The sequence below is a fragment of the Massilia scottii genome (assembly GCF_030846495.1).
In the GTDB taxonomy this organism is placed as follows: Bacteria; Pseudomonadota; Gammaproteobacteria; order Burkholderiales; family Burkholderiaceae_D; genus Telluria_A; species Telluria_A violaceinigra.
In genome coordinates, this window is sequence record NZ_JAVCWM010000002.1 from 168,087 (window position 1) to 185,978 (window position 17,892).

Genomic DNA, 17,892 nt, shown 5'->3' on the forward strand with positions numbered 1-17,892 from the left:
GCCTCAGGGCTGTGCCTGCACAGTGTATCCCACCACCAGATACAGCTCTGTGAACGTGGCCGGGTCGAACGTCTCGAAATCGGCGCCATTGTCGCGGAAACGGAAGCGCCACTGGACCCCGCCCGCGCCCAGGACCGCCGGCGCGAACGCGCTGACCGTGCTGGTGGCATAGCGGGTGTCGTCCGGGTCCACCGCCAGCGCACTGATTGCCGCCGCGGCCAGCGGTGGCGCGCCCACTTCCCATTCCACATCCGGTTCGCTGCCGGCAGGCCGGCGCGGGTACTCCGCCAGCAGCTGCACATTGCGCAGGCGTATCAGCCGCTCGTCGCCGCCGATGATGCGCTCGCGCCGCAGCTCCACGCGCAGTTCCGGCGCGGAACCCGGCGCCGGATTGCGCAGCGCAGTCCACGCGGAGGCGAAATCGGCCGACACACGGAAGACGCGCCGCAGTTCGAGCCGGCTTTGCGCCGCCACCAGCTGGGCGCGCAGATTGGCCATCGCAGCCGCCCTGAACGCGCCCGCTTCCTCGCGCGCCGTATAGCGGATGTGCAAAATGACATCGGCGATGCTGTCGTAGTCGAAGCCGCGCAGGGTTTCATCGTCCATCAGTTCGATCGACCAGCGGCTGACCGCGCCTGCGCCCTCGAACGGCAGGATACGTTCGTCGCGCAAAGCCGGCTCGAACAGGCCCGCGTCGTTCTGGCCGGTGCTGGTCGCAATCGCGCTGACCGGTACCTGCTCGTCGCGAAAGCGCCCGTCGTCGAGCGCCATGCCGTCCTGCATGCGGCGCGCATACCCTGCGGCCCCTCCCGGCAATTCCACGCTGGTGCGCACGCTGTTGCGCAGCAGGCGCAGGGTGCAGGCCAGGGTCGTGTTGGCCCCCGTGACGCAGGGAATCGAGATGGCGACCGATTTGATGCGCCGGAAATAGTGGCCCGGGTAATCGAGGTCGAACAGTTCTTCGGGCAGCTCGATCTCGCAGCGGCCGTTGCGCCGCAGGCCGATCAGTTCCAGCGGCGCCGCCAGCGCCACCGACACGTTCTTGGTCAGCTCGAAGGAACGCCGGTTGGCCGCCAGGTAGGCGCTATCGAGGCGGCGCAGGTCGAGCTGCAGGCGCTCGCCCGATTGCAAGCCCTTGCGCGCGCTGTCCCAGGCGCCGAAGCCGATGATCGACGAGGTGGCCAGGCCGTGGTCGAAACGGTAGCAGCGTTCGGCCAGCTTGGCGTGGGCGTAGGCCAGCTTGTAAGTCTCGAAGAAGGTCTTGCCGATTTCCGCCGCCTGCCAGCTGTACAGTTCCTGGCCGGTGTATTTGCTGCGCATGAACTGGTCGACCGCTTTTGCGTTGTCCACCTGCTGCTCATGGTTGGCCAGCTCGCGCCTGGCGTTGGCCACGCGGATGCCGGCGCCGGCGATCTGGATGCCGACCTGTTCGATTTCGCGCGCCGTCACGCTGGCCTGCATCTGCCAGTCCTCGAAGCGGCGCTGGTAGCCAGCCACGGTGGACACCATGCCGGCGCCCTTGTCGATGATGCCGGCGGTCTGGGTGAGCGCCTTGGCCGCCATCTCCAGCGCGCGCGAAAAGGCCATGCCGCCGGTCTGCACCGCCACGTGGGGCGAGCCGCCGAACCCGGACGCGCCGGCCGAAAAATTCGGAATCGCCGCCATCACGCCGCCCAGGGTGTCGGCCACCACGGCACCGACCGAGATCACCAGCGACGCCGCGCTCATCGTCTGCGCGGTCGATTCGCCGGCGTTCATGAAGGTGCGGGTGACGTAGAACTGGTTGCGCAGGCGCGCCATGGCCAGCGCCACTTCCAGGTTGGCGACCGCGCTTTCGGCTTCCGCAATGGCGGCCAGCTTGATGGCGCGGGTGGCGTCGAGCAGCTTGAGTTCATGGCTCTGGCGCAGCAGGGCCAGCGCTTCGCCATCCTTTTTTTCCAGCGCCGACAGCAGCGAGCCGGCGGCCGCCTTGAGGTCGGCGGCCAGTTCGTTGGCTTTTTGCAGATAGGTGGCGAAGCGGTAGGGCGGCAGCGGCGCGGCGCTGTCGGCCAGCAGGTCCCCGGCGGACACGCCCGCCATCATCGCCGCGATCGCGGCGGCCGGATCGATCGGCGGCGCGAACAGCGAGGTCTTGCGTGGCTGGCCGAGCAGGTCGAGGCAAGCCTGGTACTTGTGCACGCGGTCGTCGACCAGGCGCCACATCGAGAGCAGCTTGTCGTTGCGCGGAATGCAGAAGTGCAGCACGGATGGCGGCGCGGCCCCGCTTTCGGGCGGCCCCATCGGCGGCAGGGCCGGCAGCAGGTCTTCCACCGCCACCATGGCATTGCCGAAGGCATCGATATCGAGCTCGATCTCGGCATAGGTGCGCGCCACGGGTTTCACGCGCGGCGCCACTTCCTCGGGCAGCTCGCCGATGAAGGACTTGGCATACAGGTACAGGGCGCCGCCGGCCATCACGCTTTCGACGTCGGAGGCGGCAAACAGCTTGTCGCCCCAGGCCACCAGGTTTTCGACGAAGCGCAGGAAGGCGGCCTTCTGGTAGGCGATGTTGCGGCTCGATGCGATGAGGTGCGGGTCGAAGGGATGGTCGCGCCAGGTGGCGACCTGGCGTATCAGTTCGTCGCGCGCGGCCATGTCCACGCCCGGGTCGCCCGGCTGCGCCGCCAGCAGGCGCAGGATGCTGTCGATGCGGCCGGCCGCGTAGCCGGGCGCTTCACGCTCGAAAAAGGGCTTGGTGATCCAGAAGCGCCGCTTGTCGCCGGCCGCCAGCGGCACCCCGCTGACCGGGTCCTTGCCGTCGGCGCCGGCCGGATCGAAGATATGGCGCAGCCAGCGCATCGCGTCTTCGTGCCGGCCGGCCCGCATCAGTTCCGTGCCGACCATGAAGGGCGCGTGATAAAACAGTTCCCAGTTGTACAGCGAATAGGCGCCGCGCGCGCTGAAGTCGACCTCTTCGCGCGGGTGGTAGACCGCGTTGCCGTGCTGGTCGTCGCGCAGCACGACGGCGTCGTTCGGGTTGTAGCTGGCCGCGAAATCGAGGTCGCCGCGCAAAAACTGGGTCGGGCGCGCCATCAGCCGCGCCACGCCGCCTTCGAGCAGCCTTTCGCGCAAGGCGCACACCATCGGATGGTAGAAGGGCGACATGCGCAGGCGCCGGTTCGGATCGAGCAAGAGAATGAAGTCGATGATCAGCTGCACCAGCGGCTGCAGTGCGCTGCCGACGCTGCGCACCACGGTCGTGCTCCAGTCGAGCAGGGCGGAGCCGGTGAGCAGGCGCCCGTCCGGCGGCGCCGACACCGGTTCGACGAAGAAGCTGCGGCGCTTGTCGGCCAGGATCCACGGTGCGCGCGTGCCGGTCAGCGCGAACTGGCGCCGGTCGTTGCCGTGCGTGGACGCCACCGACTGGCCCATCAGAATGGCCAGCAGGCGCATCGACTGCAAAAAATTGAGGTCGAAGTTGTTGATGTGGTGCGGGTAGGTGATGCGCTTCCAGGACGGCGTCTCGCCCAGGATCAGGGTCCCGGCGCCGTAGGTGCTGCCGCCCACCGCGACCAGCGACGAGTTGGTCTCCATCTCGACGTCGCGCGCGGCCTGCAAGTGCATGTTGACGAAGGTCACGTTGGCGACCGTGACGCTGCCTCTCGTCGGCTCCGGATAGCCGCGGCAGCCCAGAAACTCGTAGTACTCGCCGCGGCCCGAGTAGTAGCGCGCGTCGGGATCATGGAAGTAGAAGTTGCCGCCATCGAGTTTGCGCAGATCGAGCGGGGTCCAGGCGAGCCGTGCCTGCAGCGGCAGGACCCAGGTCGAGACCACGGTGGCGGTCGGCAGGAACTGGGCTGCCACTTTCTTGGGCGACCATTTGCCGTTGCGCAGTTCGGACAGCGCCACGCCGGTCGACAGGCCAGGATTCTTCACTTCCGCGGCGCCGCCGCCGCCCGCGCCGGGAATGGTGATCGTGTCCCCGGTTGCCGGCTTCTGTTCGCGAAATTCGGGCCACGCCAAAAAGATGCGGCGGTCGTACATGAAGGGCACCACCGGCGCGCTTTTCAAGTCCAGGTCAATTTTGGACCAGGCGCTCCAGCGCTCGGCCGGATGCTCGAAGCGGCGGTAGAACCAGGCATGCGGCTCTTGCCCCGCCGTGCGCCCGACCACGTGCAGCGCGCCACGGCCGCTGCCGCCGCCGTCTTCCCAGTGGACACCGGTGACGTCCAGGTTGGCCACCTGGTCGAGCTTATCGATATAGTTGAGGAAGGCTTCGCGCGCGCTGTCTTCGGTCAGTTCGGTCTGCAGCAACTCGTCCTGCAATTCCTTGAAGGCGTAGGATTTGTCGCGCCGCAGTTCCGGCTCGACCCAGTTTTCCGGGAACAGGAACACCTTGCGGTTCGCCTCCCACAGCCGGTACGCCTTCATCCAGTCCCACTGGTCCCAGCGCGCGTCGCCGGCCATGGTGGGCGAGACTTCCGGCTCGAAGCCGAGGCGGCAGCGCTCCACGAAGGTCTGGACCGCGATGGTGGCCTGGACGATGCGCGATGTCATCTGGCAGGCGCCCATCTTGGGGTCGATCAGCAGGTAGGCGAAAACGTCGGTCGGCCGGCGCCAGCGTCCGGTGGGCGAGGGCGGCAACGCGCCGCTGCCCGGCTGCACGTGGGCCAGCAGGTAGTCGTGCAAGGCGTCGCGCCGCAGCGTGCGCAAGCGATCCTGGACCTGGCGCAGCGCGACGGCGAACTGTTCGCCCAGGCGTGCGCGCATGGCCATGCGGGCCAGCGCCGCTTCATCCTTGCCAGGCACTGCGCGGCCCAGACGCAGCGCGTCGGCCACGCCCAGGCCGGTCTTGAGCACCTGGGCCAGGGCGCGCTGCAGGCGCAGCCAGCCCGACGCGGCGAAAAAGTCGGCAGGATAGGCCAGCCCGAGTCCGGCGCCGGGCTGGGCCAGCAGCGCGACGTCCGCCGTGTTCCACCCGAGCGCCGTATTGGCCGCCGCGTACAGGTCGAGCGTGGCGCCCCCGCCGCCCGGGCTGACCGTGCCCGGTGCGGCCAGGATGCGCGCCATCAGGTCGAGCAGGCGCAGCGGCTTGCGCGCACTCTTGCGGTCGAGCAGCAGGATTTCCCCGAGTCCGACCAGGCGGGCCAGGGGCGGCGCGAGCGGCGCGGCGCCCGTGTACGCGAGCGGCAGCGCCTGGAACGCCAGCAGGTCGCTGCCGGCGGAGGCCAGCGTGATGGCCAGGTCGAGCTCGCGCGCGCCCATCAGGAACAGGGTGGCGATGCGGGCGCTGCGGTGCAGCAGGTCGACGCCCTGGAATTGCGCCGGCAGGGCGGCGGGCGTGAGCGGCCCGGCCAGATCGACGAAGGCGGCCCGGTCGCCAAGTACCGCCATCAAGCTGCGTGCGCCCAAGTTGATCCGCTGAAGCAGGACCAGCATGGCGTCGCGTTCCAGGCCGGTGATGACCTGCAGCGCCGCCGTGATGGTTTCCTCCGAGGCGGCGCGGCGCGCGCGCGGCAGCAGCACCGCCAGCAGCGCCTGGAGGTTGGCGCGTACCTTGACGTCGGCGGCCGCCTCGTCGTCGCCGGCGGCGGCGAACTGCCACGTGGCGAAATCGGCCAGCCGTTCGGCCGCTGCCACCGGCGTTGCGCGCGGCTGGGCATACAGTGCGGCCAGCGCCGCCGCCCAGGCCGGGTCCGGCGAGAGGGCCAGCAGCGCGTCGCGCTCGGCCGCGCTCATGACGCCGTCGAACTGGAACACGCGGCGCCGCGCCACATGGCGGGCGCGCCGCTTGAATTCGGGCGGCAAGGACAGCCCGGCGGGCAGGGCGGCCAGCGCCGCTTCGTAGCGGGTCGACACGGTCGCCAGCGGCAAGCGCCATTGCGCTTCCAGCGCGTCCAGCGCCGCCAGCCAGAGCGGATCGGCCGCCACCGGTCCGGCCCCGGCCACGCCGGACAGCAGCGTTTTGGCGGCCGGCGACAGGATCCCTGTAAAGCTGAGCACCATGCGAGCGCCATCGTTGACCACCGTCAGGGGCAGGGCCAGCACGGCGCTCGATGGCGTGTAAGCGCCCGCCGGCACCGGCGCGATCTCGGCGCGCGCCACCAGGCGCTGCTCGACGATGGCGCCGATCAGCGCGGCGCGCGCCGGATCGGGGTCGAGCACCGCCAGTGCATCTCGCAGGCGCGCCAGCAGGGTGGCGCGGTCGGCGTCGGCCGATGGCGCCGCCGTGTCGGCATCGACCGTGCGCAACTGGTCGCGCAGCGCGCCCAGCGCTTCGCCGATGGCGTCGGCCGCCAGCGCGCCGTCGACATCGAGGCGCGCTTCCAGCAGGTGCGCCAGCAAGGGGCCGTCCAGTCCCAGCGCGCGGGAGCGCGCCACCAGGTCGAGCATGGCGAGCAGCGCGGCCGGCGAGGCGAACGGATCGCCTGCGGCCAGGCGCGCGAACACGCTCCATTCGGCCACGCCGATGCTAAGGGCGCGCGCCACCCGGGCATGGCGAAACAGCAGCGACAGATTGTCGAGCGACAGCGCCGGGCCGGCCAGCGGCAGCAGCAGGTGCACGTCGGCGTCGCCCAGCTGCAGGGCCGCGCCCAGCGCCGCGCGGTGATCGGCCAGCAGCGCGGCGGGCGCCGGCGCGCTGACCGCGTCCAGCGCAAAGGCCGGATCGAGCGGGCGCTGCACCAGCGGGTCGAGGAACAGGCGCGCATACAGCGACGGCAGCGGCATCTGGTGCGGCTGTTCGAAGCGGTCTTGCGCCGGAATCGGTCCGAACAGGGCCGCCGCTTCCTCGGGCGCCAAATCGCCCAGGGCACTGCGCACTTCCATCACCTGCGCGATCGCCACCAGGTCTTGCGGCACGCCGAGCGCGCCGCCGGCGCCGAAGCGGCGCACCAGCAGGTCGGCGTCGGCGGCCGGCAGGGCCAGCGCGCGCGTCAGGCGCAGGAAACGGTGCAGCCGGTCCAGCGCGGCCGCATCCAGGCCGGTGAGGCGCTTTTGCGCCAGGTCGCAGCTGTCGTCCAGGTGCGCGATGGCGAGCGCGCCGCCGCTGTTCGCGTACGGCAGCGCGAGCAGGCGCAGCAGGTCGGCATAGGACAGGCCGGTCAGGTCGAGGAAGGCCGGCACGTGCTCCATGCGCGCCACCGCCTGCGCCACGTTGGCCGCGCCCCATTGGGCCGATGGATCGGCCGCCGGCGTCACCAGGATGCTGGCCAGTGCCGGCGAGATGCCCAGGCGCGCGGCGGCGATGTCGAAGTCGGCGGGATTGTTGGGCAGTGCGGGGCCGCGCAGGGTGCGCATCAGGCGATGCCGTTCGATGCCCAGCTTGGACAGCGCCTGCGCCGTTTCGGCCCCTTCCAGGTCGAGCGGCAGGGTCCACGGGTAGCTGATGCCGGCCAGCGCCGTCTGCGCGCTGGCGTTGGCGTATTCGGGCATCAGTTCGCGTTCGCGCGCGCTGCCGTGGGTATTGCGCAGCACCAGCACCGCCAGCGGCCCGGCGCCGTCGGGCACGCGGAAATGGCGCTGGCCGTCGCGCACGATCCAGCTGGCGCCAACCTGGCGCACGCGCGCCGCCGCGCTCAGCGCGACCGGTTCGGCGAAGCCGGCAAAGGCGGCCACCACGGCGGCATCCGGCGCGTGGTCGGCGCTGTCGGTGGGCAGGGTGGCACGCAGGGCCGCGCCCAGGGTGCCGACGCGGTCGGGGGCGACCAGCTCTTCCATCGCCTCGATCGCCAGGTCCACATACGGCAGGGGGGTGTGGGCGTTGGCGCAATCGAGGTCGATCCAGGCCAGGTCCGGACGGCGCGCCAGCAGCACGTCCTTGGCGTTGCGGCCGGTGCCGAGCTGGCGGTTGAACAGGAACAGCAGCAGGTCGGCCAGGTAGGCCGCCGGACTGAGTACCGAGCGGCAGTCCTCGCAGGCGCAATCGTTACCGAGCGCGAACAGGGGCGCCAGTTCCGGGAAACTGGCGTTGTCCTCCAGCGCGCCCATGACCATCGGCGCGCCCACCTGCACCTCGGCCGCGAGGCCAACCGCCACCTGCAGGCTGGCGGCGGCGGTGGTCGCGGCCCGCGCGTAGGCCAGGCGGGCCGCGCGCGCGCTCATGCCGGCTTCGTCGCGCAGCAGGGCGACGATGGCATCCTCGCCGCGCCGGTAGACCGCCTGCGCCGAGTGCAAGCCATGGCGCGCCATGACCGCCACGGCAGGGTAGTCCGGGCTGACCTTGTACAGCCGCTGCAGCGGCTTGAGCGCGGCGGCCGCCTCCCGTCCTTTGCCCTCGCCGCGGCGGGCGAAGTAGCGGTCCAGCGACAGGTCGGCGAATTCGATGTCGGGCTGTTCGCGCAACAGCGTCTCCAGCTGCGCCGTGGCGCGGCCCGCTTTCGGGTCGCGCGCGGCCGCGCCGGCGAAGGCCTGGGTCGGATACAGCTGGGCGAAGCGCGCCTCCAGCAGCGCGCCATAGCGGGCCAGGTCGCCGCCGGCGGCGGCGATGAAGGCGGGCGGCGTGCGGTCCGGATTGTGCTTGAGCAGCAGTTCGTGCCAGGCGCCGGCGTCGAGGCGGGCCAGCATGCGCACGTCGTCGGCCGAGCGCAATTGCTCCGCCAGTTGCAGCGTCAGGTCGGTGTCGCCCAGGCTGGCCGTTCCCAGCGCGACCACGCCCTCCACCCGCCGCACCAGCTCCGGCGCCACCTCGACATCGGCCTGCAGGCGGCGCAGGAATTCGGCGCTGTCGGCGGCGCTGTCGAGGTGCTGGCGCACGGCCCCGGCCTGCTCGCCCAGCACCCGGTTCAGGGCCGCCAGCGGGATGCCCAGGCGCTGCCTGGCCTGCTCGTCGCGGCTGGAAAAGTCGGCGAAGGCATCGGTGAAGCGCGCGATTTCGTCCTTTGACGCCGCGATGATGGCGCGTTCGGCGGCGTTGTCCAGGGCCCCGGCGACCTGGCGCCGCGAGACTTCGCCGAAGCGCTCGCGCAAGGCCTTGGCGCGCGCATCGAGTTCGCCGTGCGCGGCGTGTTCGCCCGTGGCGGGCTCGCTCCACAGGCCGCCCAGCACCAGCGCGAACAGCATGTGGTGCTCGAATTTGGTATCGCGCGCCAGCCGCGCGGCCACCGCCAGCGCGGCGATCTCGGACGGCGCGAAGCCGGTTTCGCCGGCCAGGAAGCTGATGTCGCGAAAGCGGGCGTTTTCGTCGATTTCCTCGATCCGTACTTCCTGCTGTTCGGCCAGCGGCGCCAGCGCCGCCATCAGGCGCCGGAACAGCGACGGGCCGCGCGTAGCGAGGCGCACATCGTGGACCAGGTGCGCCGGGGCGTTGAACAGGATCGCGCTTTCGTACAGCGGCGTCTCGGCTTTCGGTTCGCCCACTTGCACCACGATGTCGGCGTAGCCTTTCTCGGCGCGGGCGAAGGCGGCGCCGTCGTAGGGAATCAGGTAGTTGCCTTCATGGTCGGTGTGCACGCTGCCCAGCATCTGGCGCACCCGCAAATCCTGGTCGTAGACGCGTACTTCGATGGCGGCCACCGGCACCCCGTCCGAGCCGCGCACGGTGCCTTCGACGTACAGCAGGTCGGCGGCCTTGCCGTCGGTGTCGAGCGCCACGCCGGCCGCCTCCAGGCGGCGATTGATCTCGCCGGCCGCCGCCGCGCCCAGCACCATGCGGGTATCGATGCGCAGCTTCGCCCCGCGCTCGACCGCGCGAATCGCCGCGACCGTGCTGGGACCGGCCACGCCGGCGCTCATTTCGGCGTCGGCGATCGGAAAGCGCAGCGCGCGCAAGGCCTGCTGCAGGCGCGCGACCTGGCCGGCATCGGCTACGCCGATACTGGTGACGTAAGCGATGGACTCGTTCATGGTGACTCCGCGTTGATGGGGGATAGGTCTTGCTCGTGATAGGTCTTCTTGAGGCGCTTGCCATCCTGGCTCACGTAGTACATCGGCGCCGCTTCCTTGAAATGCCAGCCGACCCGCGCCACCACGCCGCGCTGCGGCACGCCCGATTTGATGAACCGGACATGCTCGCCCACCCAGTAGCGCGGCGCCGGCAGCGGCTGCAACAGGTCGGGACGTACGCGGAAGCTGGCCTGGCCGGCATCGAGCAGTACCCAGCCCGCGCCACCGGACTCCACTCCGAACACCAGCCCGGCCGGCGGGATGGCGGCGAAGGCGGCCAGGTCGTCCGGATGGACCAGGTCCGCTCCGCGTTCCGGGAACCAGTTGTACAGGGCGAACTGTGACGGGCGTGACGGCATCGTGCATCCTCAATAAAGGTTCAGGAATCCCTGGAAGGCGCGGTGGAAGGCGTTGTCCGGCAGGCTGCTGAAGGCCGCTTCGGCGGCCCGCAACGATTCGGCCGACGGCCGGAAGTGGCCCGAGTCGTTATCGACCGAGAAGATGCGCCCGCCCCGGATATCGACCATGCCGGCCGCCTGCACCTGCGGCTCGGCCCCGCCCACCAGCGTCGGGTGCGGCATGCGTAGCCCGCCGCGGGTGCCGATGATGACTTCGCCCTCCTGGTTGACCACGTACATGAAGCGTCCCGACATGCGGCTGTTTTCGATCAGCCCGGTCGGACTGAGGCTGTCGTGGAGCACGCGCGCGGTCGGGTTGCGCACATACACACCCTCACTGAGCACGCCGGCCGCTTCGTCGCCCGGCATCATCGTCAGCTGGCTGTTGTAGTTTGGCGTGGGCTGGGCGTTGAAGGTTTCCGCGATGCTGCCGGTGCGCACCACGCGTTCGCTGGCGATGCGCCCGATGCTGCCCTGGCGGTACAGCCCGCGCGACACTTGCAGGCCGCGCTGGGCCGACGCCTGTTCGAGCGCCGTCACGCGCCGTCCCACCGCTTCCACGCCGCGCCGCAGGGTCTGGCCGGCGGCGGTGGAGCCGGCCCGCGCGGCCGTGCGCGCAACGGCGCCGGCGGCGCTGCGTGCGCCGGACGCCACCGCCGACCTGATCGCGGCCGGCACCACGGCGCGCGTGGCCGCCGCGGTGGCGCGGCCGGCCACCCCGATCACGGCGGCGCCGGCGGCAGTGCCGGCAAAGGCGGCGGCGCCACCGATGGCGCCGCCGATGGCCGCGCCGGTCAAGGCCCCGGAACCGGCTTCGCTCAGGATCGCGCGTCCGGAAAACTCGGCCGTGCCCAGGCCCAGGGCGCGGCTGTTGACGGTCTGGCGCGTCGCTTCGCCAACCGCGCCCGAGGCAAAGCCGGCCGCCGCGCCCGAGGCGATGCCGACCCCGACCCCGGTGGCCACGGTGGCGGCGGTCCCGGTCAGGCCGATGCTGGCCACCGCGCCGGCCACGATTGGCGCCGCCGCGCCCGCCGTGGCGATGGTGACGACGGCGCCCACCACCACCACGGCCGCCACGATGGCCACCGTGCGCCAGCTCGGCATTTCCCACAGGCCGGTCGAGTCGTTCGAGCCGATCGGGCGGTTGCCGGCGTAGACGTACAGGTTATTGCCGTCGCTTGCGCCGAGCGGGTCGGGCGAGGTCCAGCGGCACAGCCAGGGCGCCATGTAGCGCGCGCCGTGGTAGTAGAAGCCGGTTTCGGCATCGCGCTCCTTGCCGGTGTAGCGGTAGCGCTTGGGCACTTCGCGCCGCAGCGTGGATACCGATTGCAGCGCGCTCGAACCGAAGGGATGGAATTCTTCGTACGAGATGACGGCGCCGGCGTCGTCCAGCTCCAGCAGGGCGGTGCCGAGCGCGTTGCCGAACTGGTAGCAGACCAGCTGCGCAAGACCGCCGTCGCTGCCGGCGGTGCGCCGTTCGATCATGGCGATGCGCGCCTGGCCGTCGAGCACATGCAGCGTTTCGCGCGCCACGCGCAGGCTGCCGTCGGCGCGGCCGTGCTCGACCCGTTCCCAGCGCCCCACGTAGACGCGGTCTTCGGTGGTGCCGTTGGCGCGCACCACATACTTGCGCACCCGGTTGCCTTCGCTGTCGTAATTGTTCCAGACATGGTCGCCGGCCCCGGTGACCACGTGCACCAGGCGGTTGTCCTCGTCCCATGCCAGGCTGGCCAGGTGGGGCATGGCGCTGGTGTTGCCGTGCAGGTCGTAGGCGTAGCTTTCGGCCGGCGCCGCGCCCACGCTCGATCCAAGCAGGCGGTTGTCGGCGCCGCCATGGGCGAAGCTGCGGGTCCAGGCATGCGCCAGCGCGCCGCGCCCGGCGCTGTGGACGATCTGGCGCAGGTTGCCGGAGGCGTCGTAGTCGAACCATTGCTGGTAGCGCTGCAGCGCATTGCCGTCGGCCTTGTGCGGCAGTCCCACGCGCCCGGCATCGCCCCAGTCGGGCGCCTCGCGCGCGGAGGCGTGTTCGCGTCCGCTGGCGCCGGCCAGCCGGTACACCGCTTCGTAGCTGAAGGTGCCTCCCGGCGCCACCGCCGCGTTATTGAAGTAGAGCGTGGACAGGGCGGCGTCGTCGATGGCGGTGACGTTGCCGACCGGGTCGTAGGTGTATGCCAGTTCCTGCAGGACCGGGCCGCTGGCGCCGCGGCGCAGGCGGATGCGCGCCACGCGGTCGGTCTCGGCATCGTAGTCGTAGTCGGCCTGCACCCCGTTGCCGTAGCTGATGAAGCGGCGCTGCCCCTTGGCGTCGTAGTCGATGTCGGCGACGAAGCGGGTGGTCGCGCCGCCCACCGGCGTGACGTCGACCGTCTCGACCAGGTTGGTTTCGCTGTAGGCATACACTTCGACGCTGCCGTCCGGCGCGGTCAGGCGTGTCAGTCGGTTGAGGGCATCGTGGCGCGTGAGCGTCACATGGGCGGCAGCCGCCAGCGCAGGTGCGTGTCCGGCTTGCCAGTCGGGGATCGCGCGCGGGTCGGCCAGCACGCGGCGCGCCGTTTCCAGCACATTGCCGCGCAGGTCGTAGCGCGGCGTGGCGACGCTGCCGGCGCTGTCGTGCAGTTCGACCAGGCGGCCGTTGGCGTTGAGCGGCGCATCGGCCGCGCCGCCGTAGCGGTGGCGCTCGCGCAGCAAATCGGGGCCGCCCGGCGCCCGCACCCAGAATTGCCATGGGCGCTGCATCGCGTCGTAGACGATCCACATCCGGTTGTCCTTGGCGTCGCCGGCCAGCGCCATCTTGCCCAGCGCGTCGGACAGGCGCCAGCGCGCGCCGCTGTCGGCGCTGACGGACAGCGAGCGTGTGCCGGACATGTCGTAGGCATGGCGCACGATCTCGACCCCGCGCGGGTCGCGCACGCGCCGCACATTGCCTTCGATGTCGGTCTCGCTGCGGGTGACCAGCAATTCGTCGACCGCCAGGCCGCTGGCGCGGTCGATGCGGCGGTTATGGTCGATCCGTGCCAGCAGGTGGCCCAGCGCGTCGCTGTGCTCGACGCTCGGGGTGGCCGCGTGCAGGTCGGTCTGCAGGGCGGCATCGCGCGCCGCCGCGCCGCGCGCGCCGCCGATGCGCGCGCTGCGCCACGCCGAGGAGGGCGCCAGGTCGTTGCGGTCGTACCGGGTGCGCGACCAGGCCGCGATGCGGGTTTCCTCGCGGCTGCCGTCGGGATGGTCGACCGCCACCAGCCGCCCCAGCCCGTCGTGGTGGTTGCGCCGCGAATGGCCCGCCGCGACCAGCGCGTCGGCATCCTCGTAGACATGGGTGAGCGCAAAGTACGGGCTGTATTCGAGCACCACGTTGCCCTTGTTGTTGGCCACCTTGCGCCCGCTGGCGACCCAGCGCGGGGCGCTGCCGCTGTCGACCGTCACGGCGACCGGTCCGTCCGGGGTGGCGCTCATGGTCAGCGCCTCGCCCGGTTCGGCCATCAGCTTGCGCAGCGCCACCCGTCCCAGGCCGTCGGTGTAGTCGAAGGCGATCTGCAACTGCCCCTGGACCCCCGCAGCGCTTTCGTCGGCGGCGTGCATGGCGCGCCCGATCACGGCCGACCAGTTGGGCTGGCGCCGGTGGTCGCTGACGACCCGCGTGGTGGCGTTGCCCAGCAGGGCGCGCGCCTGGCCGGGCGGGTCGGCGAAAAAGGCGTCGATCTGGGCGTCGCTGAGGTCGGGGGCGAAGCCGGCCAGGGTATCGGCTTCGGCGCCCTTGCCCATCAGGGCGGAGCCGGACACCAGGCCGAGGCGGTCGTAGGCCACGCCAGAGAGGTTGTCGTTGATGTCGCGCACCTCGCGCGGGGCGACCACGTAAAAATCGATGTCGGTCACCGTGACGTGGTTGCCGGCGGCGTCGCGGATACGGTCGATCAGCAAATAATAGTCGCGGTATTCGCGCACTTCGGTGCGCTGGCCCATCGGGTCGATATAGGCGTGCGGCCGGAAGAAGGCCGCTTGCGGGTCGGCCGGGTATTCGACCCGCCCCGAAGCGCTCCACCAGCGTCCCGCTTCTTCGAGGGGGAACAGGCCGGCGGCGGCCAGCGCCGCTTCGTCGCGGTAGCCTGCCGCAGCCAGGTCGGACGCGCCGACGCGGGCACCGTACAGCAGCGCCGGCAGGGTGCTGTCGAAGGCGAGCCGGTAGCGTTCGTGCACGATGCCGCGCGCGGCCGCCACCCCCAGCGCCAGCGCGGTGTCGGGGTCGGCGTCGGCGGCGAACAAAGTGCGGTCCAGTTCGGTCAGGCGGCGGGCCGGGGTGGCCGGTTCGGGCGCGCCGTAGCTGCGCACGGCGGCGCCCTGGAAGGCGGCGTCCAGCGTCGCCGCGCTCCACGGCGCCACCGGTGCGCCGAGACCGGTCAGTTCGTAGGCGGCGCTCTCGAACAGGGCGCGGCTGCGCCACTGGCCCGGGGTGTCGATGTCGGGCGTGTAGCGGCTCGTTTGCACGGTGATGTGGCTGCGCCGCTGGGCCGCCGCCACCTCGGTGTCGAGGCCGGCCGGCGGCGCCGCGCGGCCGTACGCCACCTGGGCGGTGCGCAGCGGCAGGCCGCGATCGTCGACGGCGAGGCTGAGCTGGGAGGTGATGCGCGGGTCGGCGGCGTCGCGTTCCATGTGGATCTCGGACGAGCCGCTGTCGAGCGCCTGGTACACGCCGTAGCGCTGGCGGCCCTGCGCTTGCAGCAGGCGGATGCGGTAGGAATGGATGGTGATGCGGTAGGGAAGTTCCTGCTGCGCCGTGCCGTCCAGCACGCATATTTCGGTGCGCAGCGGTTTACCCTTGAGTACCCGGTGCGCCGCGAGGCGGTCGCGCGGCGCATCGGGGGCGAGGTCTTCGTCGACACTGCCATCGAGGCCGGCGGCGGCGGCCGGCAGCGGCGCGAATTCGCCGGCCAGGCGCCGGACCAGGTCCCAGCCGGGAAAGGCGCCGGTATGGAACCACTGGCGCTGGCGCGTGGGCGCTTCGTGCAGGTCGGGCGCCGGCGCATTGCCCGCTTCGGCGCCGGCCAGGCTGGCGTAGCTTTCGGTGTCGGTTTCCTCGACCATGGCGAAGCCGCGAAATTCGCGGTCGCGCTGGTCGTAGTAGCCGTGCCGGTAGCGGTAGGTGGTGACGAAGCGGCTGTTGGTGACGCTATCGCGGATCTCCACCCGGGCCACGCAGGCGACCGGGAACGGCAGCCGGGTCAGCCAGGGCTGGCCGGCGCGTTCATCGTCGAGCAGGTACTGGGCCGAGCTGCGGTAGGCGATGCTGACCGTCTTGCCGGCGCCATTGTCGACCGCCGCCAGCAGGTAGGGCTTGGCACCGCCGTACAGGTCGATCCAGGCCAGCGGGGTGCCGGCGTCGGCCGCCAGGCTGCTCGAGCGCACCAGGCAGGGCGTGCCCTCGGCCAGCAAGTCCATGACGATCAGGCGGGTGGCCGGCGCCGCGCCGCGCAGGCCCGGGAAGCGCACCGGTTGTGCCCAGCCGTTGCCGCCCTGGTTGATCGCCACCAGCGGCCCGGCATCGGATTCGTAGACCAGGTCGGATGCGCCGGTGCCGCTCAGGTCGGCCAGCTGCACGCGGCGCGCGTCGAAACGCTCCGGGCTGTCGAGCAGGGGGGCGCTGTCCATGTCGACGCGCGCGCCGAAGCGGCCGTGACCGAGATTGGGCCAGTAGGCCACGCTGTCGTGGCGCACCCGCACCACGTCGGCCAGGCCGTCGCCGCTCATGTCGGCCACGTGAATGCCTTCGCTCTCGTCGCCGAAGGGCAGGCGCTCCGGGCCGGCCGGCAGCGGCGCGCTGCGCCAGCGGCCGTAGCCCTGGCGGCCCAGGCTGTCGAGGTAGCGCAGTTCGTTGGGGGCGGCAACGACGATTTCGGGGCGGCCGTCGCCATCGAGGTCGATCAGCTTGCGGCGCGCCTGCGGCGCCAGCACCGCCGTTCGCATGAAGTGCACCAGCGGCCGGACCTTGCCGTCGTCGCCGATCGGGAAATAGCCGTTCAGGCCGGGCGACTCCACCACGATTTCCTTGGCACCATCGGCATCGAGGTCGCGCACCTGCAGCACGGCGCTGTCGATGCCGCTCAGCGATGGCCTGGACCAAAGATGGCGCGCCGGGCCGAAGCGCCCCTGGCCCAGGTTGCGCGCATACAGCCATGCATTCCCGACTTCGGACAGCAGGCCCGGTACGCCGTCGCCGTACAGGTCGAGCGCGTGGACTTCGCCCATCAGGCCCTCTGGGGCGTTGGGCAGGTCGGCGCGGCTGGCGCGGCTGACGCTGCGCGCCGGTTCGGCGGGGTGATAGGCGAACGTGGTGGGCGCCAGCGCGGTGCGGGCGAGGCCGCCGGCGCCATCCGGCCGGTAGCCCGCTTCGGCCAGCGCGAGCAGGGTGTCGCATTCGATTGGCGCGCCGGCGGGCAGGCTGAAGTCCGCATGGGCGTAGCTCAGTTCGAGTCCCTTGACCGGAATCCAGGGCGTGATGGCGGCGCCCGGATCGAGTTCCTCGAAACGGTTCAGGAACAGGATGCGGCGGCACAGGCGATACGTGCGCAACTCGAAACCGGCGCGCCGGTCCGACAGCGGGTCGCCGCGCGCCATCCAGTCGCGCAGCTCGGCGGACCCGCGTTCCTCGCCGTGTTCGCCGTAGTCGAACACGGTCTGGAAAAAGTAGCCGGGATCGAGCGGGCGCGGCGGGTCCCAGGGCGGCGCGGCGCCGGTCGAATAGGGATGGCGGTTGTTGTGGAAGATGCGCTTGAGGTAGCGGTTGGCAAACGTCGTGGCACCCGCGTGGCGGTTGGCCTCGCAGGCGCGCCGCGGCACATTGGCCAGGTCTTCGGCCTTGTAGACGTATTCGAGGCAGTTGCCCTGATCGTCGAAGCGCCACTCGGGCAGCCAGCGGAACACCCGTTGCGGCGCCTGCGGATCGGCAATGCGGGCCGCGCCGCTGCGTCCGAAAATGGTGGTGCTGCCGTCGCCCGGCGAGATGCGCCAGTAGCATGCGGGCTCGCCGGCCAGGCTGATGCGTTCGATGCGCCAGAAAGTGCCTTCGCTGCGTGGCCGGTAGCGCTGGATGCGGTAACCGTCGATCTCGTCGATGTCGGGCTCGGGCTCGCCGCCGGGGCCGCTGCGCATGGCCGGTACCAGGTCTTCCACGCCGCTTAACTGGAAGTCGTCGCCGTCGGCGGCATCGTCGTAGCCCGGCAGGCGCTTGCCGGCGGCGCGCGTCACGCTCGGCAGGTCGAGCGTCCAGCCGGCACCGAACACGCCGGCGCCGCTGCCGGAATCGTAGTTGAGCGAATGGCCGGGAACCAGTGCGCCGCGGCCGGCCTGGAAGGGAAGGGGGATCGAGAGGGCCGACGTGCCATTGGCCGCGTTGACACGGAATTTTTCGTCGATCGCGCGGATGGCCCCGCCCCCCTTGGGCAACTCGAGCTTGGGGATCTCGATCCTGTTGCGCCTGGCTCCGGCGCCCGCGTTCGATTCGTTGTCCGTGTTCAAGGCTGGCCTTTAAACGTGGGGAATGCGGGCTCGAGGTGTAGGGAATAGTCTAGTCCGTGTTTCTATAATTTCCACTACAAAATGAACTAGCTGTGGGGTGATTGATACGCAAATAACTGCGAGTAAT

The 17,892-nt window shown here is 71.0% G+C and carries 3 protein-coding genes; all 3 read right to left on the reverse strand.

Annotated elements, in window-relative coordinates; genetic code table 11:
* Positions 1-3: 3 nt before the first annotated feature.
* Genes RBA41_RS03105 through RBA41_RS03115 form a run of 3 tightly spaced genes read right to left on the reverse strand, consistent with a single transcriptional unit; the run spans position 4 to position 17,765 of the window.
* Positions 4-9,822 carry a Tc toxin subunit A-related protein gene (locus RBA41_RS03105; protein WP_306620930.1) on the reverse strand — a complete coding sequence of 3,273 codons (9,819 nt, stop codon included), beginning with the start codon at positions 9,820-9,822 and terminating at the stop codon, positions 4-6.
* Positions 9,819-10,220 carry a DUF6960 family protein gene (locus RBA41_RS03110; protein WP_306620931.1) on the reverse strand — a complete coding sequence of 134 codons (402 nt, stop codon included), beginning with the start codon at positions 10,218-10,220 and terminating at the stop codon, positions 9,819-9,821. The genes RBA41_RS03105 and RBA41_RS03110 overlap by 4 nt, the downstream gene beginning before the upstream one ends.
* Positions 10,221-10,229: 9 nt before the next feature.
* Positions 10,230-17,765, reverse strand: coding sequence for a SpvB/TcaC N-terminal domain-containing protein (locus RBA41_RS03115; protein ID WP_306620932.1), 7,536 nt, complete (start codon positions 17,763-17,765; stop codon positions 10,230-10,232).
* Positions 17,766-17,892 lie beyond the last annotated feature (127 nt).